Raw genomic sequence first — 20,058 nt, forward strand, 5'->3', positions numbered from 1 at the left:
CTCTGATCCCTAGGTTGACCCCTAAGGTGACGAGAATGCCGACAAAATAAAAAAGATATTTAGAAATGCAGCCGAAACAGCTGGCGGGCATTAGCTGTCGTTTGTTGGGCAAGGGTTTCCAAAGAAGTTTCCCGTAATTGGGCAAGGTATTCTGCCACATGGCGGACAAAGGCTGGTTCATTTCGCTTTCCCCGTTTGGGTACAGGGGCAAGAAAAGGACAATCTGTTTCGATCAAAAGGCGATCATCGGGCACTAGACGAGCGGAATCCCTGACCTGTTCAGCATTTTTAAAAGTCACCACACCACTAAAGCTAACGAAAAAACCAAGGTCAAGAAACCATTGAGTTTCTTCGGGGGTGCCACTCCAACAATGCATTACACCGCGCACGGGTTGATCATTCGCCTGAAACTCTTTGAGGATTGCTAACAATTCTGCCGCTGCATCACGACAGTGAATGATCACCGGCAAATCGAGTTCCGCCGCCAGCTCAAGTTGCGCCCTGAGTACTTTTTCCTGGTGACGGTGATTTTCCGCCTTAAAAAAGTCTAGGCCCATTTCCCCAAGGGCAACGATCCGCGAATCACTCTGGGCCAAGGCCTTGATTTCTGCAGCCATGGTCTCTGTCCACTTATCTGCATCGAGGGGATGCAGGCCGACAGAAAATTTTAGCTCCGGAAACCGATCAACCAGGGCTTGAATTTCAGTGAACTCTTGGGGTTCGACGCAGGAATGAACCAAGTGGGCAACACCAGCGGCACGCCAACGACTGGCGATCGCCTCGATATCTTCTTGGAAAACATCGAAGTTGATGTGCACATGGGTGTCAACAAGTTGCATGGTAAAAGTGACAGCGGCTCCTTCAAATGATTAGCAAATAGGGAAAACCCCAGAGAACGCGACCGCTCTCTCGTCCTAGGCGGCCACTTGTCCAGTTGCTTGTTTAAATTCCTTTGCGAGCCGTGCCTTTTTCCGGGCAGCCGTATTGTGATGGTAAACTCCCCGTTTTACAGCCTTATCAATTTTGCTGTAGGTTGCAGAGAGATATTTTTGTGCTTCTGCCTGGGCATCTGCAGAGGGAGCCGCTGCATATTGTTCAATCGCTTGGAGGCACTTTTTGGTGAGGGTCTTGACCGCAGACTTATAGGATTTGTTGCGGAGACGATTACGTTCAGCAGTTTGGATACGCTTAATCGCAGATTTAATATTAGCCACAGTGGTCTAGGTTAATTTAGGTGGACAGATAAATATAGATGATCAAAAATCTCATTGTAGCAAAAGTTGCCCCACTGAGATCAATCACCGCAGAATTTAGGTTAGGAGTTGGAAGTCTCTAATTTCAGAGGTGAAATTCTACCACGAAAACTGAGGATAAGCGCGGAATGGCTGCCATTGGTTAGGAAAATTCAGTAGAATGAGACAAGATTTTAAGCAATGAGTGATTGATATTTTCTATGCTGCGCATTCTCTATCAGCAGACTGATGCCCCTTCTGAGTTACAACGTATTGCGAACCGCACCTCCCATGATGTAGCTCTAACCCAAGAGGCGGCGGTGAAAGAGATTGTCACAGCGGTGAAAAATAATGGCGATCGCGCGTTGGTTGATTTCACGGCAAAATTTGATCGCCAAACCCTCACCCCCGAAAAATTAAGGGTTTCTGCCGCCGAGCTAGATGCGGCCTACCAACAAATTGATCGTCCCCTGCTAGAGGCGATCCAACTAGCCAGTCGCCAAATCGAAGCCTTTCACCGCCAACGGGTACCCAAATCTTGGGTGCAGTTTGGCCAAAATGATGTGGTTTTAGGTAAACGTTATACGGCTGTGGATCGAGCGGGTCTATATGTGCCAGGGGGCCGCGCGGCCTATCCGAGCACGGTGCTGATGAATGCGATTCCAGCAAAGGTGGCTGGTGTGCCAAAAATTGTGATGGTGACGCCCCCAGGGCCAGATCTCAAAATCAATCCGGCGGTTTTGGTTGCGGCCCAGGAAGCAGGCATTGAGGAAATTTATCGCGTTGGGGGAGCCCAGGCGATCGCCGCCCTCGCCTACGGTACCGAAACAATTCCGGCAGTGGATGTGATTACTGGGCCGGGGAATATTTTCGTCACCCTTGCTAAAAAAATGGTCTACGGTCGCGTGGGGATCGATTCCTTGGCAGGGCCTTCGGAAGTGCTGGTGATTGCAGATAATAGTGCGAACCCGACCCATGTGGCGGCAGATTTGCTCGCCCAGGCAGAACACGACCCCCTAGCAGCGGCGATCCTCCTTACCCCTGACCAAGAATTCGCCGAACAGGTACAAGCAGCGGTAGCCCAACAGTTAGAAAATCACCCCCGTCAAGAGTTAACCGAAAAGGCGATCGCCCACTATGGCCTCGTGGTGGTGGTAGATTCCCTGGAGAAAGCAGCGGAACTCTCTAACCTTTTTGCCCCAGAACACCTCGAACTGGAAGTGGCAGAACCCTGGGAACTATTACCCTTAATTCGCCATGCTGGCGCGATTTTCCTGGGCCACTCAACCCCGGAAGCGGTGGGAGATTATCTCGCCGGGCCAAACCATACTCTACCGACGGCTGGGGCAGCCCGTTATGCCTCGGCTCTGGGGGTAGAAACTTTTATGAAGCACTCCAGTATTATTCAATATTCTGCCAAGGCACTCCAAAACGTTGCCAGCGCCGTACAAACCCTGGCCGAAGCCGAAGGTCTGCCCTCCCATGGGGATTCCGTGCGGTTGCGGACCCAGAAAGGTCAATCTCTAGATCCCTAACCCCAGAAATTTGCGGAGATACAGGCCCCATTGGGCGGCTAATTCAATTTGGGTAAAGGGAATTTCGAGGGTTCCTTGATCCTGGGTTTCGAGTAATAAAAAGGCTTTTCCCTGGCGAGGTAATTTTTCTGGATCGTCTAAGCGATCAATCACTTGTTGATCAACACGTAGGGCAATTTTTTGGATCGAGGCGATCGCCACCGTTTGCAGATCCACCATGCCTCGCCGGGTCGCTTTACCGTAGGTAATCTGACCATTGCGGTAACCCAGAATCGAATACAGATCATATTTCGCTTGATCAAAACCTTCTGCCCACCGTTGATAGGCCTCAATTTTTTGGTATTCGGCCCAACCAGCCCAGGCTAGCCCGATAAATAGCGCCAATAGCGGCAGCCACAATAATCCCCTTTCCATAAATGATTCACACAGAAATTTTGTTTACGATTTTGCTGCTTTGGTTTCGATGAAACGACGTAAACTGAGCAGCGTTACTGTCTGACCCAAATTTAACGGTAACAGAGAAACGCCTTCTAAATGGGACTGGAGCCAGCCATCATCCCAAGACCACCCATGAAAACCGTCAATCCCCTGGCGCAATAGGAAGCGAATCCCGTGGTCATGGAGCGTCTCAACGGTGTGGTGAATCGGCACAACCCCAATCTGGGTCGTAAAGGTCGTCCCCGTTGTCAATTGGGCGGGCAGCTCCGGCCAGCGCTGCAACCAGAGCCATTGTTTAAGTTGTTGGGGTTGGGTTAGGCTCTCGCGGATGGTCTGGCTAGAAGCGTTGATTTCGAGGCGAATGTTACTCTGCTGAAACTGTCCAAACATGCAAAAATTCTGGGCCTTCTCAAGGGAATGCCTATGATTATAACGAGGGATGCTCTGGCCATTGGAAACAAACGACCCCAAGCGCGCGTCTTTAAAGACTGACCTATGTAAATCAGTTTTTCAGTTTAATTATTCAGTAAAGGGATATTTGCCATGTCTACTACTTCAATCTCTCCTGGGAAAACCGGCACCATTACTTGTTTGAGTGCCTTGCTCTTGAGTACGGCGATCGCCCCCTTTGCTGCACTAAATCCAGCCCAGGCCCAGCTTTTTCCACGCCAGTCGAACCGCAACACGACCATTCAACGCCAGGGCCAATATTACGGCCAAACGATCACCATTGCGCGGGGGACGAGTATTCCGGTGATGTACCCTGACGCCGAGCGCATTCTCGTGTCTTCTGAAGAAACCCTTGATTTGACCGTGGAAGTAGCCGCCAACCTGCGGGATCGCAATGGCCAGATTTTAATTCCCTATGGCACAGAAATTGAAGGACAAATTCGACCCGTGCGGGGCGGTTCCCAATTTATTGCTGAACGCTTAATTTTTGATAATAACGACACCCAGCGTATCTATGCTGAATCCCGGGTCAATGACCGAGTTGAAAATATTAACCAAGGTGCCGATGGCGGTGATCTCCTAGAAGGGGCAGCGATCGGGGCTGGGGCGGCAGCGATTATTGCTTTACTCACAGGCGATCGCAGCATTGATTTCGGCGAAATTCTCCTGGGTGGCGGCCTCGGTGCCCTCGGGGGGTGGTTGCTTGGCGGTAATAGCAGCGGTGAAGTAATCGCCTTTGATGCTGACCGTGACCTGGATTTAATCCTCAGCAGTGCCCTAAGCATCGAGCCTTACAACTATCGCACCCCCCAAACCGTGCGCAATGACGATTTTTACTGGGAGTAACTTACTGGGAATAACTGACTTTTGTCAGCCCTGGGGCAGTCCGGTATGATGGATCGAATTCTGACTTTTATCCTGTTGTAACTGTTTTTATGGATATCAACGCCTTTATCCATCAGAGTGCGGGCAATTGGTTCGCCCAGCGCACATTTTATCAAGCCCATCACCCGGAGCCTGATAATGGCAAAGCCAACTTAGCCTTTGAGCTACTGCCCCTCGATCACCCTGAAGTGAGTCGTTTTGCAACGGCGATCGCCCAGGCTCCCAATGAACATTGGCGTGTCTTCCAGAGCAGTTGGGACACCTCCGTAGATTGGGGCAAACCGAAAGCGATTGGCAGTTCTTTATTTGCCTTTGTGATTAATCCCGACCAGCCGACCCAAGGGCAAGCCTTCAGCCTGGATGAGCGTACCTTTGCCCAGGGTCGGTATCGCCTTGGGGAAGATCAAATTCTGATCGTTACCCTGGAAGCGGGAGAAGTGAAAATTATCGAGCGGCAATGGTTTGGCAATGAAAATCTCCGCCTCAGAACCAACATCGTCACGAATAAAACAGGCGTTTTACAGACTGCTTTTTACTCAGAAATTCGTCGGATCATTGAACCCGAAAAAAGTGCAGAAGTCACCGCTGAAGCCAGTAATTAACGAACGCTTTTAGTGCTCGAAAACATTGTCATAAAAAGCAAGATCTAAACTAATAAAGGTGGGGAGACAACGGAGACATTCTTCCATCAGGGGCCAACGGTTTTCGCGCTGGAGCATGGCCATCAACTTGTGCATCATCGGAATGAGATAGCGCACATCGTTTGAGGCGTATTTGAGCTGTTCCACGCTGAGGGCCGCCACATTTCCCCAGTCAGAGCTTTGGGCTGATTTGTCTAGTTCGACGCCCATTAATTCTTTGACCAATGCTTTGAGACCGTGGCTAGAAGTGTAGGTGCGGCCCAATTTGCTGGCAATCTTAGTGCAAAAAAAAGGCCGAGTTTCGATGCCAAAGACATGGCGTAGTTGGGCAAGATCAAATCGTGCAAAATGAAAAACTTTTGTGATTTCAGGGGCTTCCATTAGGGCTTTTAAGTTGGGAGCGGCGGTCTGACCCTGGGCAATGCGAATCGCACTGACATAGCCAGCATCATCACAGAGTTGCACCAGACAAAGGCGATCGCGGTGGGGATTGAGGCCCATGGTTTCGGTATCAACGGCGATCGCCCCAGATTTGAGGTAGCGTTCTAAAATTTCGGGGCTGAGGTCTTGGTCAAAAAGTGCAAATTGATCCATGGTTTCGGTCTAAGTTTAAAATAAAAAAATGACGCAGTCGTTCTAGGGTCGCCCGCTAAAAGGAGGAACCTGGTTGGGCGAGGAAGGCCAATTCGGCCTCGGTGCTGGTGCGGCCCAAAATTTGATTGCGGTGGGGGAAACGCCCAAATCGCTGAATAACGTCAAAGTGGCGCTGGGCATATTCTAAAAAATCGCTGCCCATTTCAGTATTTTTTCCCAGTTGACAAAACAAGGCGAGAGATTGGCATTGATCATCAAGATTTTCGCTGTGCTCAAAAGGAAGGTAGAGAAATACCCGTTGAATTGGCAAAAGATCTTGATCAAATTTCTGGGCGATCGCCTGTTTCGCTAGGGTTAATGCTTGGGGATCTGTGGCGAAGGCTTGGGGATCACCACGAAAGAGATTGCGGGGCACTTGATCAAAAAGCAAAATTAAAGCCAAGCAAGATTCGGGGGCATCACGCCAGGTACTAAATTCTGCGGCGATCGCCCGTTGGTATAAGGGCCCTAGGGTTTCAGCAACGGCATTGTCAAATGCTTGGTTTTTGCGGAACCATTCTTTGCGGGGTTGACCATAATCCGGCGCATCAGGTCGGCCAAACCAAAAATTTAAGACCGTTTGCCAGGGTTCCGCCATCGATAACCGTGCCTCCCACTGAAAATATGCCAGAATCTTACCATTAATGTAAGCAAGGAGAGAGGGTGTGCCGTTCTATCAAAGTTGCGATCGCCTCACGGAACTAGGACAGCAAATTTTACAGACGACCTGGCGCAAATTTCCCAGCCTGAGTCCTGAACAAATTGCCCTAACGTGGTTGGTCTATGACAATCCGGTGGTGGTCAATACCGATGGTGCCCTTTCCCCAGAAGCTTTTTGGGAGCACCCAGTCCGGGGGTTTCAATATCGGGGTGATGTGCGCCTTTATCCGGCGAGTGTGGTGAAACTTTTTTATTTAGTGGCGATCCACGAATGGCTAGAGGGACGAATGCTCCAGGACAGCACCGAGCTAGAGCGGGCGATCCAGGACATGATCGTTGAGTCGAGTAATGATGCCACCAGCTACATTGTCGATAGCCTGACAGGGACAACCAGCGGCCCAGAACTCCCCCCGGAACCCCTGCAAACCTGGAGCCACCAGCGAAATATTATCAATCGCTATTATCAGTCTCTCGGCTGGGAAGAGCTGACGCCGATCAATGTCAACCAGAAGCCTTGGAGCAATGGCCCCTATGGTCGCGAACGGCAGTTTTTGGGGCCAAACTACGAAAATCGCAATCTGCTCACCACCAATGCGATCGCCCGGTTGTTCCATAGCATTATGGGCGGCGTCGCCGTCTCCCGGGAGCGCTGCCAAAGTATGATCCGTGTATTAAACCGTTCCCTTGATCCGGCAGATCTCCAGGAATTTGACGAAGAAAATCAAGTAACAGGCTTCTTGGGGGAAATACTCCCGGACGGTAGTCAACTGTGGTCGAAGGCGGGTTGGACGAGTCGTGCTCGCCATGATGCGGCCTATATCGAAGTGCCGGGGCAGCAACCCTATTTATTGGTTGTGTTCACAGAAGGGGAAGCCAATGCAAAAAATCGCGCCATTCTCCCTTTCCTTTCCCAGAAAATCCTGGGGGCGATCGCCAAGATTTAACACACCTGAATGGTGGTCTCAAGGGAGACGGTGCCTGAAAGGGAATTCGTAATCAAACAATTGGCTTCTGCTTTATAGAGGAGGCGATCGCCCTTGGCGGGGTCACTCTCCGGGGGGATCATGAGGGTTGCGGTAATTTGGTAATGGGTAAATTGGGTCAAACGATCCGCTTTTTCTAGGGTGCCCGCCACGGAACAATGCAAAGATTCCCAAGCAAAATTAGAGGCCCGGGCTGTCCCCCGAAAGCTGAGGATAAAACAATCGGCGATCGCCGCTACCAATAAAGTTTCTGGCGACCAATATCCTGCTGGCCCACCGAATTCTACAGGAGGAGCAGACTCCATGGCGTTCAGGCCAGTACTTTCGAGGGTGACGTTGCTAGTGTTGCTTGCCCTAGCCTGGACGGCGTAATAGTGGGGAAGAGGTTGGCTCGTCATTTTTTACTAAAAAATTATGTATCGATACAATCATGGTAGCGGTGATTTTCTGGGATGCTCTATTGGGGCTGTAATTTGGCCGTGAGTTCCTGGCGTAGTCGGTGCAAAATAGAGTCTCGATCCAAAGATTCAATGATGTTTTTAACGACGACTTTCGGATCAGCGTCCCCCCAGGAACCACCATTGGCTAAATAGGTTTGGGTGCTTTTGCCGATAATTTGGGTCGTGAGTCCGGCGATCGCCCCCTGGGTCACCGCCACAGAAAGATAAGGCATGACCGATAATCCTCCCGTAAGTGGCGCACTAACCCCCAGGGCGGTTTTCAGGGAGCTGAGGCCAAGATTTGCCAGCACTTCCCCAAGGCTAATGCCGCCCATACTCAAGACAATTTTCTGGAGGAGGGCGATCGCCTCCCGTTGGTTTAAGGGCAAACCATACCACTGGGCCAAACGAATAATTAGGGCCACATCTACCACCGCCCCACTAAATACATCCACGACTGTCACGGGATTTAAAGCCACAGCAACCGCTTTGGTGAGCATCGCCCGTTCAATGAGGCGATCCGCTGCCTGGGCGCGCAATAGAAGTTTGCGTTGGGTCAGTTGGCCATGGAGCCGATCCACAAAGAGCATAGAATTGAGCGCTAAAAGGGCTTTTCCCTCCCGGTCGAGGATTTCAAGAATTTTCAACTTGAGATCAATTACATTCGCGGTGCCCCGTTCTCGGAGAATGTGGCGTTGTCCCGTGGCATCGGTAGTGATTTTGGTGATGAGAGGAGCCGCTGAAACCATGACAATTTCTGCGGGGGAGAGCAATTCTTTCACCCGGCGATCACATATAGTTTGGTAAATCAAATCTCGGTCAGTGCTGGGGTATTGATCTACCTTGTTAAAAACCAAGATCATCGGCTTGCCCACATCCCGGAGCTGGGACAAGGCTTCAAACTCGACCCGTGACATATCCCCAGCGATGACAAACAGCAATAAATCCATTTGCTTGGCAATCAGTTTAGCGAGCTGTTCGCGGGTTTCGCCGTTCACTTCGTCAATACCTGGGGTATCGATCAACTCTAAACGTCCTTGACCTTCCCGAAAAAAAGTCGCCCGTTGAATTTCGCTATTGGCGATCGCCTCCGTCTGCAATGTCCAAGGCACCTGCTGAATATCCGTCGTGACACCATGGAGGGCCCCGGTCTGAAAAACCTCTTTCCCTAACAGTGCATTTAAGACCGAGGATTTGCCGCGTCCCACCAAACCAAAGGCCGCGATTTGCAGACGAGTTTGTTCTAATTTATCCAGCATCTGTGAAAGCTGGGCAATTTCCCCCTCTAAACCCTGTTGTTCTGTCTGGGTGAGATCCAGATGTTGCAATGCCTGGCGGAGTACATCCTGGGCGTGTTGGTAATTGATTTCCGTTTGAATCTCTGAAAAGTTGGCGATCGCCCCTTCCAAATCCGTCTGTGACCAGTCCACCATCGCTTTAATACAACTTTTCCATGACTATCTAGGGACAATCTCAGTTATTCAAACACATCTTTCAACGCTGTTCTGGCCGCCAAATGATTTCTCGTAGAAGTCAAAATTTCCACCTCCCGCCGCAATCTTTCCTGGGTGTCTTGTAATTCCAAGAGGGCTTGTTGCTCCTCCGCAACGCCATACAAACTACCCGCAATCCAAAAAGACAATTCCCGTGGCAGATCCGGCAATTCCTCCGGTAGCTCTAGATCTTGGCCGGCGAGCTTAGCCGATAAACCCACCACATCCATTAACACCTGTTTTGCATCCACCGCCAAAGAAGATAAATTGCCTGTCGTTGGATCATCTTCGATCCATTCCACCAAACCGACCCGGTAGGGCTTTTCACGGACATAATCTAAAACCCGAAATCGCTGTTGGCCAATCGTCAACATTTTCATTCGGCCATCGGGTAATTTTTCACAGTGGACAATTTCTGCGCAACAACCCACATTGGCGATCGTGCCATCCACAGGATTGACCATTAATACCCCAAAACGTCGATCATGCTCCAAAATCGTGTTCATCATAATGCGGTACCGAAACTCAAACACATGGAGCGGTAAAGGCCGCGATGGAAACAGCACCAATTCCGGTAACGGGAAAAGCGGTAGTTCTCGGACAGCAACGGAAAAAGAGGTCATGGGCGGTGACAAATACGATCTGTTTATACTGTAGCGGATATACAAAACCTAAGGGAAACGGAAAGGGTCTTCCCCGAAATAAATTCAGAAAAGACCCAGATTGAATATCATTCAAAGATGACTTTTTTAAGGTTGAAAAATATTGGCCTTAGCCTAGAGTTTCACTTCGATATCTACCCCAGCCGGTAGGTCGAGCTTCATCAAAGCATCGATGGTTTTAGAAGAGGGCTGGTAAATGTCAATAATGCGACGGTGAGTCCGGGTCTCGAAGTGCTCCCGGGAATCTTTATCGACGTGGGGAGAGCGGAGCACACAATAAATTTTACGTTTCGTGGGAAGAGGAATTGGGCCGATCGCCGTTGCGTTGGTACGGTTAGCGGTATCAACAATTTTTTCGCAAGATGTGTCGAGTAAGCGACGGTCAAATGCTTTCAAACGAATCCGGATTTTTTGCTGTTGCAGAGTTGCCATTGTTTTTATTTGTCAAGGTGCAGGATAGATTACAAATCACACGTCGAAAAAGCGGCTGTGTAATTTTACCAAGCTAGGTTTTGAGTCTGAATGGGGAGTAGGCGTATGGTTTAAACCCGCTCCCCACCAGTGAATTCAGCCGTTAAGCTTACTTCAGGATCTTAGAAACGGTACCAGCACCGATAGTGCGGCCACCTTCACGGATCGCAAAACGCATCCCTTGCTCAATGGCAATGGGGTTGATGAGTTCTACGGTCATCTTGATGCGATCGCCAGGCATAACCATTTCAGCGCTAGAGCCATCATCGGCGGTGAAAGCAGAGATGGTACCAGTTACGTCAGTTGTCCGGACGTAGAACTGAGGACGATAGTTGGGGAAGAAAGGCGTGTGACGACCACCTTCTTCTTTAGTCAAAACGTAAACCTCAGCTTCGAAGTTGGTATGGGGGGTGATAGAACCGGGCTTAGCAAGGACCATGCCGCGCTCGATATCATCTTTTTGTACACCACGGAGGAGTACACCAACGTTGTCCCCAGCCATCCCTTCATCGAGGGTCTTCTGGAACATTTCAACACCAGTAACGGTGGTGCTGCGGGTGTCTCTAATCCCAACGATTTCGATGGTTTCGCCAACTTTAACGCGACCACGCTCGATCCGACCGGTGGCAACGGTACCACGACCAGTAATGGAGAAGACGTCTTCTACGGCCATCAAGAAAGGCTTGTCAACATCCCGCTCAGGCAGGGGCATGTATTCGTCAACGCTGTCCATCAGGGCCAAAATTTTGTCAACCCACTTGTCTTCGCCACGCTTGACGTTGGGGTTAGCAACGAGGGCTTCTACTGCCTTGAGCGCAGAACCAGTGGTGATCGGAATATCATCGCCAGGGAAGTCATATTCACTGAGCAATTCACGAACTTCAAGTTCAACCAACTCAAGGAGTTCTTCGTCATCAACTTGGTCTTCTTTGTTCAAGAAAACAACAAGGCTAGGTACACCAACCTGCTTGGCCAAGAGGATGTGTTCACGGGTCTGGGGCATCGGGCCATCGGCTGCAGAAACCACAAGGATACCGCCATCCATCTGTGCTGCACCAGTGATCATGTTTTTCACATAGTCAGCATGACCAGGGCAGTCAACGTGAGCATAGTGACGATTTTCTGTCTCGTACTCTACGTGGGCAGTGTTGATGGTGATACCACGCGCTTTTTCTTCAGGAGCCGCGTCGATATCTTCATAGCTCTTCGCTTTACCGCCACCTTGAGCCGCTAAGGCCATAGTGATCGCTGCGGTTAGCGTTGTTTTACCGTGGTCAACGTGGCCAACAGTACCAATATTGGCGTGGTCTTTGTTTCTTTCAAACTTAGCGCGTGCCATGAGTTTCGTTATTCCTTAATCGTTAAAAGTTTGCGTTCCCTTTGTTTTTTGCGATGATGGCTTCAGCCACATGGCGAGGCACCTCATCGTAGTTGCTGAATTCCATCGAAAAGATACCACGTCCTTGGGTTTTTGAACGGATATCGGTAGCGTAACCAAACATTTCTGCCAGTGGAACCTTTGCAGAAACCTTAGCCAGGCCTTCTTCGGAATTCATACCTTGGATGTTGCCCCGACGGGCATTGAGGTCACCCATGATGTCACCAAGGAATTCCTCAGGGACTTCGACCTCAACCTGCATGACAGGTTCTAGCACCACGGGAGAGGCCTGGTCAACGGCATTACGGATTGCGATAGAACCGGCAATCTTAAACGCCATCTCTGAGGAATCCACGTCGTGGAAAGAGCCATCAAGCAGGGTGGCTTTGAGATCAATCATCGGGTAGCCTGCGATGATACCAGATTCGCATGCTTCTTTCATCCCCTGTTCTACAGACGGGATGTATTCACGCGGAATGGCACCACCAACAATCTTTGATTCAAACGCAAAGCCACTGCCTTCATCTCCAGGTTCAATCTGGATGACAACATGGCCGTATTGGCCTTTGCCGCCACTCTGACGGATAAATTTACCTTCGGCATCTGCTTTCTGGCGAATTGTCTCCCGGTAGGCGACTTGGGGTTGACCGACATCTGCCTCAACTTTGAATTCTCGCAGCATGCGGTCCACAAGGATTTCGAGGTGAAGTTCTCCCATCCCTGCGATTACTGTTTGGTTGGTCTCCGGATCGACACTGACACGAAAGGTCGGGTCTTCATCGGATAGGGCTTGGAGCGCTTTAGAGAGCTTCTCCATATCTTGTTTGGTCTTCGGCTCGACGGCGACGGAAATGACAGGTTCTGGAATGTAGAGGGATTCGAGGATGATCGGGTCATTTGCCTCGCAGAGGGTGTCACCAGTCATTGTGTCACGCATGCCGATGACGGCACCGAGATCGCCGGCACGAAGTTCGTCAACTTCAATCCGTTCATTGGATTTGAGGACAATTAGACGAGAAATTCGTTCTTTTTGGTCTTTTGTGGAGTTGTAGACATAGCTGCCTTTTTCGATAACGCCGGAGTAGACACGGATAAAACTGAGTCTACCGTAGGGATCAGAGGCGATCTTAAAGGCCAAAGCGGCAAAGGGGGCTTCGTCATCGGCTGGGCGATCGCCTAGGGTGCCATCGGGGAGTTCCCCTTGGATGGGGGGGACATCTAGGGGGGAGGGCAGGTAATCGACAACGGCATCAAGGAGGAGTTGTACACCTTTGTTTTTAAAGGCAGAGCCACACAGCAAGGGAACAATCGTCCCGGCAATGGTTCCTTGCCGGAGTGCGGCCATGATTTCTGCTTCGGTAAAGGCTTCTCCTTCTAAATATTTTTCCAGGAGGCTTTCGTCACTTTCGGCGATCGCCTCGATCATAATCGTGCGATATTCAGCGGCTTTATCTTGTAATGCTGCGGGAATTTCTGTGATTTCAATGTCCTGACCAATATCATCTTTGTAGATATGGGCCCGCATTTTCACCAGGTCAATGATGCCTTGAAATTCGCTTTCGCTACCAATGGGAATCTGAATCGCGATGGCATTGGCTTTGAGGCGATCGCGGATTTGCTCATAAACTTTAAAGAAATTTGCGCCGGTGCGATCCATCTTATTGACGAAGGCAATCCGGGGCACGCGGTACCGGTCAGCCTGACGCCAAACGGTTTCTGATTGGGGTTGCACACCACCAACGGAACAAAAAACTGCGATTACACCATCGAGCACCCGCATCGAGCGCTCTACTTCAATAGTGAAATCAACGTGTCCAGGGGTGTCAATAATATTAACTTTGTGGTTACGCCAGCTCGTGCTGATCGCGGCAGCGGTAATTGTAATGCCCCGCTCCCGTTCTTGTTCCATCCAGTCGGTCACTGCGTTGCCATCGTGAACCTCTCCGATCTTGTGGACAATCCCGGAGTAGAACAAAATTCTTTCAGTTGTCGTGGTTTTACCCGCATCAATATGCGCGGCAATGCCAATGTTACGGACTTGTTCTAGGGCGATGCTACGTGGCACGATGACCTCCTGCAAACTGATTTTCTAAAGGCGATCGCACAATCAAAAAAAATCTCTTTAAAGTGTGCACGCCGAAAAATGATGATGAAAACAGTTGCTTAATACTTCTTAGCAATGGCGACTCATTATTATAGTCTTGCTGTTTCGTTTCGTCTAGCACCGGGGGATTTTTTGTTGTGAAAAACAAACTGAAATCTTCCCCGGCATAGATTGTTTTTAGTAGCGGTAGTGGGCAAAAGCCTTGTTCGCTTCCGCCATCCGGTGGGTATCTTCCCGCTTCTTGATGGCGCCGCCCGTTTCGTTGGCTGCATCCATCAATTCGTTGGCAAGCTTGATCGCCATGCTTTTACCGGAGCGTTGCCGAGCATAGCCGATTAACCAACGGAGGGCCAAAGCAGTACCCCGGCCTTGGCGGACTTCCATGGGCACCTGGTAGGTTGCGCCACCAACACGACGGGCCTTAACTTCCACGAGGGGAGTCAGGTTACGGATTGCTGTTTCAAAGACTTCGATGGGATCGCTGCCAGTTCTTTCTTTGATGATGTCGAGGGCATCGTAAACAATCCGTGCTGCCAAGGATTTTTTGCCGCTTTTCATCACACGGCGGATAGTCATGCTGAGAAGACGGTTGTTGTACACGGCATCAGGCGGCACAACACGCTTTTTAGTAACTGAGCGACGAGACATACTTTTCTATGCTTTTACAGATAGAGGGTTTTCTTAGGGTGGTTGCGCTAGGTGGCCTAGGCGCGATTTTTAAAATAGGGGCAGCAATTTTATATAAAGGGAACACTCCACCAGTAGTCGTGAGCTTTGGGAGGTTCGCAACAAGCTTAAATAAATTCAATGGAGAATCTAAATTCTAGGAAAAATTGGCGATCGCAACTCTTGCCAATCATTCAACCGGATAGATTACTCTTTAGGACGCTTAGCACCATATTTGGAGCGGCCTTGTTTCCGATCCTTAACGCCAGTCGCGTCGAGGGTACCACGGACAATGTGATAACGGACACCAGGTAAATCCTTCACACGACCGCCCCGGATGAGGACGACGGAGTGTTCTTGGAGGTTGTGACCGATGCCAGGAATGTAAGCGGTTACTTCAAAGCCAGAAGTCAAACGTACACGAGCCACCTTCCGAAGCGCAGAGTTCGGCTTCTTGGGGGTAGTGGTATACACACGGGTGCAAACGCCACGACGCTGGGGGCATTGCTTAAGAGCGGGGGACTTAGTCTTTTTCTTGAGCTTGTAGCGCTCTGAACGAATAAGCTGTTGGATAGTTGGCATGGACAATTGCCCTACGCGGATGGTTTAACGTAGGTCATTAACATTGACAAATTACAATCTTAGTGACAAAGATCGGCTACTGTCAAGGTTCTTTCTGAAAGGACTGACCACAGTTGCAGGTTTTGATTGTGTGGGGATTTTTAAACCGAAAGCTTCCCCCCATTAAATCTTCGGAGTAGTCAATGCTGAGGTCTTTGAGCTGCTCGACATCATTGTGATTAATCAAGATGTTGATATTGCGGATCGTTTCTTGGCGATCGCCGCTCTGGGGTTCAGCATCTAGAGAAAATTGGTAGATGTAGTCTAAACAGCCGCCAGACTGCACAGTGATCCGGAGATAACTATCAGTCGCTTGACGACTACGCTGGATACGTTTAATTTCTTGGGCGGCGCTCGGAGTGATTTGAATCATTTCAAAAAAAGAAAAGCCAATGGTAACCAAGCTCTACTGGCGAGCATAGTCATCCTGGAAGCGAATAATATCATCTTCGCCCAGGTACTCACCATTCTGCACTTCGATCAAGATCAAGGGCACAACGCCAGGATTTTGGAGGCGATGCTTGGTACAGGCCGGGACGTAGGTGGATTGGTTTGGGGTCAGGAGTTCAGTTTTGTCGCCACATTCAACGTGGGCCGTTCCAGACACAACGATCCAATGTTCACTACGATGGTGGTGCATCTGGAGACTGAGGCGATGACCGGGTTTCACTTCGATGCGTTTGATTTTGTAGCCTGGCCCTTCATCGAGAATCGTAAAAGTACCCCAGGGTCGAGAATCAGTGGGGCATGGTTGAGTTGGGGCCGTGGTGGTAGAGCTGCTGGATTGTCCCGTCAAGATCATGGGCACTCAAAAACCGTAGATGACAACATAAATACTTGCCTCCCATTATGCGTCAGGGACGGCAATTGTGTTGAAACCAATTCTGGAGAAGTTGCCGACATTCCATTGCTGCGATCCCACCAAGAACTGGGAAAGAATGATTAGAAAAGGGAGCATCGGGAAAATTAGCCATACTGCGTAGAGCGCCTGCTTTCGGATCATCAGCACCATAAACGACTTGCTTAAGACGGCTGTGAATCATCGCTCCGGCACACATGGGACAGGGTTCGAGGGTGACATAGAGGGTGCAGTCCTGGAGATGCCAATCTTGGCGCATCTGGCTGGCAGCACGGATCACCAGCATTTCGGCGTGGGCGGTGGGATCTTGGGTTTTTTCTTTACGATTACCACTCTGGGCAAGGCATTGATTTTTGCCATCAACAATCACAGCACCGACGGGGATTTCTCCGGATTGTCCGGCAACTTTTGCGAGGGCGATCGCCTTTTGCATCCAGTGATAATGGCGTTGATATTCTACTTGGGTAATCACTGGCGTAGTAATACGTTTAGTTCGCCTTTTTGTTCAAGGGCAAATAAATCTGTGCAACCGCCGATGTGGGCATTGTTAATGAAAATCTGGGGGACAGTACGCTTGCCATTGGCCCGCTCTGCCATTTTTTTACGGGCAATCTCATCCCCATCAATTTTGTATTCCGTGAAATGTACCCCTTTAAAAAAGAGCAACATTTTCGCTGCAATGCAGTAGGGACAAGTCCGCCAAGTATAAATTTCAACCTTGGCATGAATCCCCGTTGCTTTTTTTCCAAATAGCGACTTTAGGCAATCAAACATTTTTTGACATTCTCCCATACCCTTAATTATTGCTCTGCCGCCAATTATGCCCATTCACACTCAACATAGGACTGACAAAGTCAATGGACTTAAGGTTAAACTTTAGAATACTTTAAACACTGCTGATCCTAAGGGAAAATTCTATCTGAGCCATGCGAGCGAGTGGCATGATGACCGGATCGATATATTTCTAGATCAGCCACAATATATTTTTAATCACCTTTCTCTGGACATTAACTCAACAGCAAAACTATGAGCACTTCAACCCTCACCCGTGACTACAAGGTCGCCGATATTAATTTGGCAAGCTGGGGCCGCAAGGAAATTGCGATCGCCGAAGGCGAAATGCCCGCCCTCATGACCATCCGGAAAAAATACAGTGCAAGCAAGCCCTTAGCTGGGGCAAAGATTATTGGCTGTATCCACATGACCATTCAGACGGCGGTGCTGATTGAAACCCTGGTCGAACTGGGGGCCGAAGTGCGTTGGTCATCTTGTAATATTTTCTCTACCCAAGACCATGCCGCAGCGGCGATCGCCGAGGCAGGCGTACCCGTCTTTGCGTGGAAAGGGGAAACCGAAGAAGAATACATGTGGTGCATTGAGCAGACCTGCCGCACCCCTGACGGCGAACTTTGGGATGCCAATATGATCCTCGACGATGGTGGTGACCTGACAGGCTACATCCACACTACCTATCCCGAAATGCTCTCCCGCATCCATGGCGTCACCGAAGAGACCACCACTGGCGTCCATCGTCTCTACGAAATGCTCGAAAAGGGCGAACTAAAAATCCCCGCCATTAACGTTAACGACTCCGTTACCAAAGCGAAAAACGACAACAAGTATGGGTGCCGCCACAGCTTAAACGATGCGATTAAACGCGCCACTGACCACCTCCTCGCCGGGAAAAAAGCCCTGGTGATTGGGTATGGCGATGTGGGCAAAGGCTCGGCTGCGTCCCTCCGTCAGGAAGGCATGATCGTCAAGGTCACTGAAGTTGACCCCATCTGCGCGATGCAGGCTTGTATGGATGGATTTGAAGTGGTTTCACCCTTCGTTAACGGCATCAACAATGGGCCAGAAAGCATCAATAAAGATCTCTTGGCGAATACGGATCTCTTGGTGACGGCCACCGGTAACTTTAATGTTTGCGATGCCAACATGCTCGCTGCCCTAAAGCCCAGTGCAGTGGTTTGCAACATTGGTCACTTTGATAATGAGATTGACACTGCTTACATGCGGAAAAACTGGCAGTGGGAAGAAATCAAGCCCCAAGTCCATAAGGTTTATCGTAGTGATGACCCCCAGGACTTTTTGATTCTCTTGGCGGAAGGTCGTTTGGTTAACCTGGGGAATGCGACGGGGCACCCCTCCCGGATTATGGATGGTTCGTTTGCTAACCAAGTTCTCGCGCAAATGTTCTTGTTCGAGCGCCAGTTTGCTAACCAAGATCCCAGTGAACGCAAGATTACGGTTGAGGTGTTACCGAAGCATCTTGATGAGGAAGTGGCTCGCTACATGGTGCAAGGTTTTGGCGGCGTGATCACCCAACTCACCCAAACCCAAGCGGATTACATCCATGTGCCTGTGGCAGGGCCTTTCAAAACGGAAAGCTATAAGTACTAAAGCTTGATTTCTTTTTAACTTGAATAACCATGACAGGGGTTGACCCAGATCAACCCCTTTTTGAGGGCGGGTTTTAACCTAAAAATGTATTGATCACTTTGCCCGTGAGCGTTTTTTGCCACCAGGGAGTATTGGTTTGGGGACAGTGGAGATTTTCGTGGTTAACCTGCCAGGTTTTGCTGGGGTCAAAGAGGATTAGGGGTTGGCAATTTTCGGGAGTAATCGCCTTTATTTCCTGACCTAAGCATTTCTGGGGATTGGTACTGAGGGCTTGCCAAAGTTGGAGGGGTTGCCATTCTTGGGAGACAACAAAATTTTGCCAGAGGATTGGCAGGGCAATTTCTAAACCAATCACACCGGGAGGGGCTTCGGCAAAGCTGACGGTTTTTTCTTCGTAGAGATAGGGTTGGTGGTCAATGGCGATCGCCTCAAGGACCCCAGTTTTCACGCCCTCGATTAAAGCCTGTTGATCTTCGGGATTACCAAGGGGTGGATCTAGGCGGAGATTCGGGTCATAGGTACTGAGGGCCTTCGTATTCCAGAGCAGATGCATCCAAGAAACACTGGCAGTAATTGGCAATCCTCGCTGTTTGGCTTCCGCAATTAAGGCGACCCCCCGGGCGGTGGAGATGCGCATAAGATGGACAGGGGTTTTCAGTTCGGCCACCAGTTCACAGATCGAGGCGATCGCCGTGGTTTCTACTGAGACTAATTCCTCCACGAGGCCATAGGCTAAACTCACTTTGCCGTAGCGGGCCGTTCCCCCGTTATGGAGGGCTAAATTTTGCGGGTAGAGGGCGATGGGTCGGTGATGGGGGCGTAAATATTCAAGGGTACGCCGCAGCAGAAGCCAATTGCTTAGTGCTTGGCCGTCGCTAAATCCGGCAATGTTTGCGGTCGCGAGTTCTCCTAATTCCGTGAGACTTTCCCCTTGGCATTTTTTCGTCAGGGCAGCCCAGGGTAAAAAATTTGGTTTGGGGCCGGGTAATTGCTGGATGAGTTGTTGAAAGCTTTGCAGTTGGCCAAGATTATCGAGGGGAGGCTGAGTCTTCGGCAAAATCCCCATTTGGGTAAACCCCCCGGCGAGGGCACCTTGGGCGAGTTGCTTTAATGTTTCACGGGCTTCGTACCCAGGTTCACTACTGTGGCTATAAAGATCCACTAAACCGGGCACCAAGATCAGGTCTTCGGCTTCGATGGATTCTACTGCGGCGGGGAGATCTGACAATTGGGGGGCGATCGCCTGGAGCTGACCATCCTTAAACCAGACATCTTGGCGATGATCCAAGTTGGCCACGGGATCCAGAACCCGCACCTGCCGTAAAACAACGTTATCCATTGCCGCGCTTACCACCGAAATATTCCCCTTCCATGAAAATCCGTCCCCCATTCTACTGTTTCTGCCCCAAATCCCCCTGGACTTTGTGAAATTCAACAACATTTACGACAAAAGCGAATCGGTCTCACTATGATGATTTTGTGGTGATTTTGGAGTGAATCAAAA

At 50.0% G+C, this 20,058-nt stretch carries 24 protein-coding genes; 5 read left to right on the forward strand and 19 right to left on the reverse strand.

What is annotated here, in order from left to right; genetic code table 11:
• Positions 1–59: 59 nt before the first annotated feature.
• Together AWQ22_RS10380 and rpsT are read right to left on the reverse strand one after the other, a co-directional pair.
• On the reverse strand, positions 60–839 hold the full coding sequence (locus tag AWQ22_RS10380; protein ID WP_012307656.1) for a TatD family hydrolase: 780 nt from the start codon (positions 837–839) through the stop codon (positions 60–62).
• 75 nt (positions 840–914) lie between these two features.
• Positions 915–1,214, reverse strand: coding sequence for a 30S ribosomal protein S20 (gene rpsT / locus AWQ22_RS10385; protein WP_012307657.1), 300 nt, complete (start codon positions 1,212–1,214; stop codon positions 915–917).
• Positions 1,215–1,453: 239 nt separating this feature from the next.
• Between rpsT and hisD the strand changes: the two genes are divergently transcribed.
• Positions 1,454–2,767 carry a histidinol dehydrogenase gene (hisD, locus tag AWQ22_RS10390; RefSeq protein ID WP_065711034.1) on the forward strand — a complete coding sequence of 438 codons (1,314 nt, stop codon included), beginning with the start codon at positions 1,454–1,456 and terminating at the stop codon, positions 2,765–2,767.
• Here the strand turns inward: hisD and AWQ22_RS10395 are convergent.
• Together AWQ22_RS10395 and AWQ22_RS10400 are read right to left on the reverse strand one after the other, a co-directional pair.
• Entirely contained in the window at positions 2,756–3,181 is a 426-nt protein-coding gene (locus AWQ22_RS10395; protein WP_065711035.1) for a hypothetical protein, read from the reverse strand. The two genes, hisD and AWQ22_RS10395, sit on opposite strands and share 12 nt — an antisense overlap.
• A 24-nt stretch (positions 3,182–3,205) precedes the next feature.
• The gene (locus tag AWQ22_RS10400) at positions 3,206–3,595 is read right to left on the reverse strand and encodes a hypothetical protein (protein WP_012307660.1); all 390 of its coding nucleotides are present in this window, start codon (positions 3,593–3,595) and stop codon (positions 3,206–3,208) included.
• Positions 3,596–3,748: 153 nt separating this feature from the next.
• On the opposite strand from AWQ22_RS10400, the gene AWQ22_RS10405 reads away from it, so the two are divergent.
• Both AWQ22_RS10405 and AWQ22_RS10410 read left to right on the forward strand, forming a co-directional pair.
• Complete coding sequence (locus AWQ22_RS10405) at positions 3,749–4,501, forward strand: hypothetical protein (protein ID WP_030006684.1); 753 nt, start codon at positions 3,749–3,751, stop codon at positions 4,499–4,501.
• Between the two features lie 89 nt (positions 4,502–4,590).
• The gene (locus AWQ22_RS10410; protein ID WP_065711036.1) at positions 4,591–5,142 is read left to right on the forward strand and encodes a phycobiliprotein lyase; all 552 of its coding nucleotides are present in this window, start codon (positions 4,591–4,593) and stop codon (positions 5,140–5,142) included.
• A 9-nt stretch (positions 5,143–5,151) separates the two neighbouring features.
• On the opposite strand, the gene AWQ22_RS10415 is transcribed toward AWQ22_RS10410, so the two are convergent.
• Both AWQ22_RS10415 and AWQ22_RS10420 read right to left on the reverse strand, forming a co-directional pair.
• Complete coding sequence (locus AWQ22_RS10415) at positions 5,152–5,775, reverse strand: ribonuclease H-like domain-containing protein (RefSeq protein ID WP_065711037.1); 624 nt, start codon at positions 5,773–5,775, stop codon at positions 5,152–5,154.
• Positions 5,776–5,830: 55 nt separating this feature from the next.
• Positions 5,831–6,412, reverse strand: a complete 582-nt coding sequence (locus AWQ22_RS10420; protein ID WP_065711038.1) for a DUF924 family protein — start codon at positions 6,410–6,412, stop codon at positions 5,831–5,833.
• Positions 6,413–6,479: 67 nt separating this feature from the next.
• Here AWQ22_RS10420 and AWQ22_RS10425 point away from each other — a divergent pair, with 67 nt between their 5' ends.
• The gene (locus tag AWQ22_RS10425) at positions 6,480–7,418 is read left to right on the forward strand and encodes a serine hydrolase (RefSeq protein WP_065711039.1); all 939 of its coding nucleotides are present in this window, start codon (positions 6,480–6,482) and stop codon (positions 7,416–7,418) included.
• On the opposite strand, the gene AWQ22_RS10430 is transcribed toward AWQ22_RS10425, so the two are convergent.
• From AWQ22_RS10430 to grxC, 12 genes are all read right to left on the reverse strand, one after another.
• The gene (locus AWQ22_RS10430; RefSeq protein WP_065711040.1) at positions 7,415–7,855 is read right to left on the reverse strand and encodes an OsmC family protein; all 441 of its coding nucleotides are present in this window, start codon (positions 7,853–7,855) and stop codon (positions 7,415–7,417) included. The two genes, AWQ22_RS10425 and AWQ22_RS10430, sit on opposite strands and share 4 nt — an antisense overlap.
• A 59-nt stretch (positions 7,856–7,914) precedes the next feature.
• Positions 7,915–9,330, reverse strand: a complete 1,416-nt coding sequence (locus AWQ22_RS10435; protein ID WP_065711041.1) for a GTP-binding protein — start codon at positions 9,328–9,330, stop codon at positions 7,915–7,917.
• A 44-nt stretch (positions 9,331–9,374) separates the two neighbouring features.
• Positions 9,375–10,013: an LON peptidase substrate-binding domain-containing protein gene (locus tag AWQ22_RS10440; protein WP_012307668.1), complete on the reverse strand. Its 639-nt coding sequence runs from the start codon at positions 10,011–10,013 to the stop codon at positions 9,375–9,377.
• Between the two features lie 153 nt (positions 10,014–10,166).
• Complete coding sequence (gene rpsJ, locus AWQ22_RS10445; protein ID WP_198016669.1) at positions 10,167–10,475, reverse strand: 30S ribosomal protein S10; 309 nt, start codon at positions 10,473–10,475, stop codon at positions 10,167–10,169.
• Between the two features lie 157 nt (positions 10,476–10,632).
• Positions 10,633–11,862: an elongation factor Tu gene (gene tuf, locus AWQ22_RS10450; protein ID WP_065711042.1), complete on the reverse strand. Its 1,230-nt coding sequence runs from the start codon at positions 11,860–11,862 to the stop codon at positions 10,633–10,635.
• Between the two features lie 22 nt (positions 11,863–11,884).
• On the reverse strand, positions 11,885–13,966 hold the full coding sequence (gene fusA, locus AWQ22_RS10455; RefSeq protein ID WP_065711702.1) for an elongation factor G: 2,082 nt from the start codon (positions 13,964–13,966) through the stop codon (positions 11,885–11,887).
• Positions 13,967–14,182: 216 nt separating this feature from the next.
• The gene (gene rpsG / locus AWQ22_RS10460; RefSeq protein WP_012307671.1) at positions 14,183–14,653 is read right to left on the reverse strand and encodes a 30S ribosomal protein S7; all 471 of its coding nucleotides are present in this window, start codon (positions 14,651–14,653) and stop codon (positions 14,183–14,185) included.
• Between the two features lie 225 nt (positions 14,654–14,878).
• Positions 14,879–15,253, reverse strand: coding sequence for a 30S ribosomal protein S12 (gene rpsL / locus AWQ22_RS10465; protein ID WP_012307672.1), 375 nt, complete (start codon positions 15,251–15,253; stop codon positions 14,879–14,881).
• A gap of 82 nt (positions 15,254–15,335) precedes the next feature.
• The gene (locus AWQ22_RS10470; RefSeq protein ID WP_062436632.1) at positions 15,336–15,665 is read right to left on the reverse strand and encodes an iron-sulfur cluster assembly accessory protein; all 330 of its coding nucleotides are present in this window, start codon (positions 15,663–15,665) and stop codon (positions 15,336–15,338) included.
• 33 nt (positions 15,666–15,698) lie between these two features.
• Entirely contained in the window at positions 15,699–16,094 is a 396-nt protein-coding gene (locus AWQ22_RS10475) for a phosphomannose isomerase type II C-terminal cupin domain (protein WP_062435131.1), read from the reverse strand.
• A gap of 52 nt (positions 16,095–16,146) precedes the next feature.
• Positions 16,147–16,623, reverse strand: a complete 477-nt coding sequence (gene tadA, locus AWQ22_RS10480) for a tRNA adenosine(34) deaminase TadA (protein ID WP_198166484.1) — start codon at positions 16,621–16,623, stop codon at positions 16,147–16,149.
• On the reverse strand, positions 16,620–16,925 hold the full coding sequence (gene grxC, locus AWQ22_RS10485; protein WP_065711704.1) for a glutaredoxin 3: 306 nt from the start codon (positions 16,923–16,925) through the stop codon (positions 16,620–16,622). The genes tadA and grxC overlap by 4 nt, the downstream gene beginning before the upstream one ends.
• A gap of 252 nt (positions 16,926–17,177) precedes the next feature.
• On the opposite strand from grxC, the gene ahcY reads away from it, so the two are divergent.
• Positions 17,178–18,554, forward strand: a complete 1,377-nt coding sequence (gene ahcY / locus AWQ22_RS10490; RefSeq protein ID WP_065711043.1) for an adenosylhomocysteinase — start codon at positions 17,178–17,180, stop codon at positions 18,552–18,554.
• A gap of 73 nt (positions 18,555–18,627) precedes the next feature.
• Here the strand turns inward: ahcY and AWQ22_RS10495 are convergent, their stop codons facing one another.
• Entirely contained in the window at positions 18,628–19,893 is a 1,266-nt protein-coding gene (locus AWQ22_RS10495; RefSeq protein ID WP_065711044.1) for a dihydroorotase, read from the reverse strand.
• Between the last annotated feature and the right edge of the window lie 165 nt (positions 19,894–20,058).

The sequence above is a fragment of the Picosynechococcus sp. PCC 7117 genome, from assembly GCF_001693275.1.
Lineage (GTDB): Bacteria > Cyanobacteriota > Cyanobacteriia > Cyanobacteriales > MRBY01 > MRBY01.

Excerpts from the sequence above, each read along its gene's own strand:
- AWQ22_RS10380 (WP_012307656.1), bottom strand. The coding sequence starts at position 839 with ATGCAACTTGTTGACACCCATGTGCACATCAACTTCGATGTTTTCCAA.
- hisD (WP_065711034.1), top strand. The coding sequence starts at position 1,454 with ATGCTGCGCATTCTCTATCAGCAGACTGATGCCCCTTCTGAGTTACAA.
- AWQ22_RS10395 (WP_065711035.1), bottom strand. The coding sequence starts at position 3,181 with ATGGAAAGGGGATTATTGTGGCTGCCGCTATTGGCGCTATTTATCGGG.
- AWQ22_RS10400 (WP_012307660.1), bottom strand. The coding sequence starts at position 3,595 with ATGTTTGGACAGTTTCAGCAGAGTAACATTCGCCTCGAAATCAACGCT.
- AWQ22_RS10405 (WP_030006684.1), top strand. The coding sequence starts at position 3,749 with ATGTCTACTACTTCAATCTCTCCTGGGAAAACCGGCACCATTACTTGT.
- AWQ22_RS10410 (WP_065711036.1), top strand. The coding sequence starts at position 4,591 with ATGGATATCAACGCCTTTATCCATCAGAGTGCGGGCAATTGGTTCGCC.
- AWQ22_RS10415 (WP_065711037.1), bottom strand. The coding sequence starts at position 5,775 with ATGGATCAATTTGCACTTTTTGACCAAGACCTCAGCCCCGAAATTTTA.
- AWQ22_RS10420 (WP_065711038.1), bottom strand. The coding sequence starts at position 6,412 with ATGGCGGAACCCTGGCAAACGGTCTTAAATTTTTGGTTTGGCCGACCT.
- AWQ22_RS10430 (WP_065711040.1), bottom strand. The coding sequence starts at position 7,855 with ATGACGAGCCAACCTCTTCCCCACTATTACGCCGTCCAGGCTAGGGCA.
- AWQ22_RS10435 (WP_065711041.1), bottom strand. The coding sequence starts at position 9,330 with ATGGTGGACTGGTCACAGACGGATTTGGAAGGGGCGATCGCCAACTTT.
- AWQ22_RS10440 (WP_012307668.1), bottom strand. The coding sequence starts at position 10,013 with ATGACCTCTTTTTCCGTTGCTGTCCGAGAACTACCGCTTTTCCCGTTA.
- tuf (WP_065711042.1), bottom strand. The coding sequence starts at position 11,862 with ATGGCACGCGCTAAGTTTGAAAGAAACAAAGACCACGCCAATATTGGT.
- rpsG (WP_012307671.1), bottom strand. The coding sequence starts at position 14,653 with ATGTCTCGTCGCTCAGTTACTAAAAAGCGTGTTGTGCCGCCTGATGCC.
- rpsL (WP_012307672.1), bottom strand. The coding sequence starts at position 15,253 with ATGCCAACTATCCAACAGCTTATTCGTTCAGAGCGCTACAAGCTCAAG.
- AWQ22_RS10470 (WP_062436632.1), bottom strand. The coding sequence starts at position 15,665 with ATGATTCAAATCACTCCGAGCGCCGCCCAAGAAATTAAACGTATCCAG.
- AWQ22_RS10475 (WP_062435131.1), bottom strand. The coding sequence starts at position 16,094 with ATGATCTTGACGGGACAATCCAGCAGCTCTACCACCACGGCCCCAACT.
- grxC (WP_065711704.1), bottom strand. The coding sequence starts at position 16,925 with ATGTTTGATTGCCTAAAGTCGCTATTTGGAAAAAAAGCAACGGGGATT.
- ahcY (WP_065711043.1), top strand. The coding sequence starts at position 17,178 with ATGAGCACTTCAACCCTCACCCGTGACTACAAGGTCGCCGATATTAAT.
- AWQ22_RS10495 (WP_065711044.1), bottom strand. The coding sequence starts at position 19,893 with ATGGATAACGTTGTTTTACGGCAGGTGCGGGTTCTGGATCCCGTGGCC.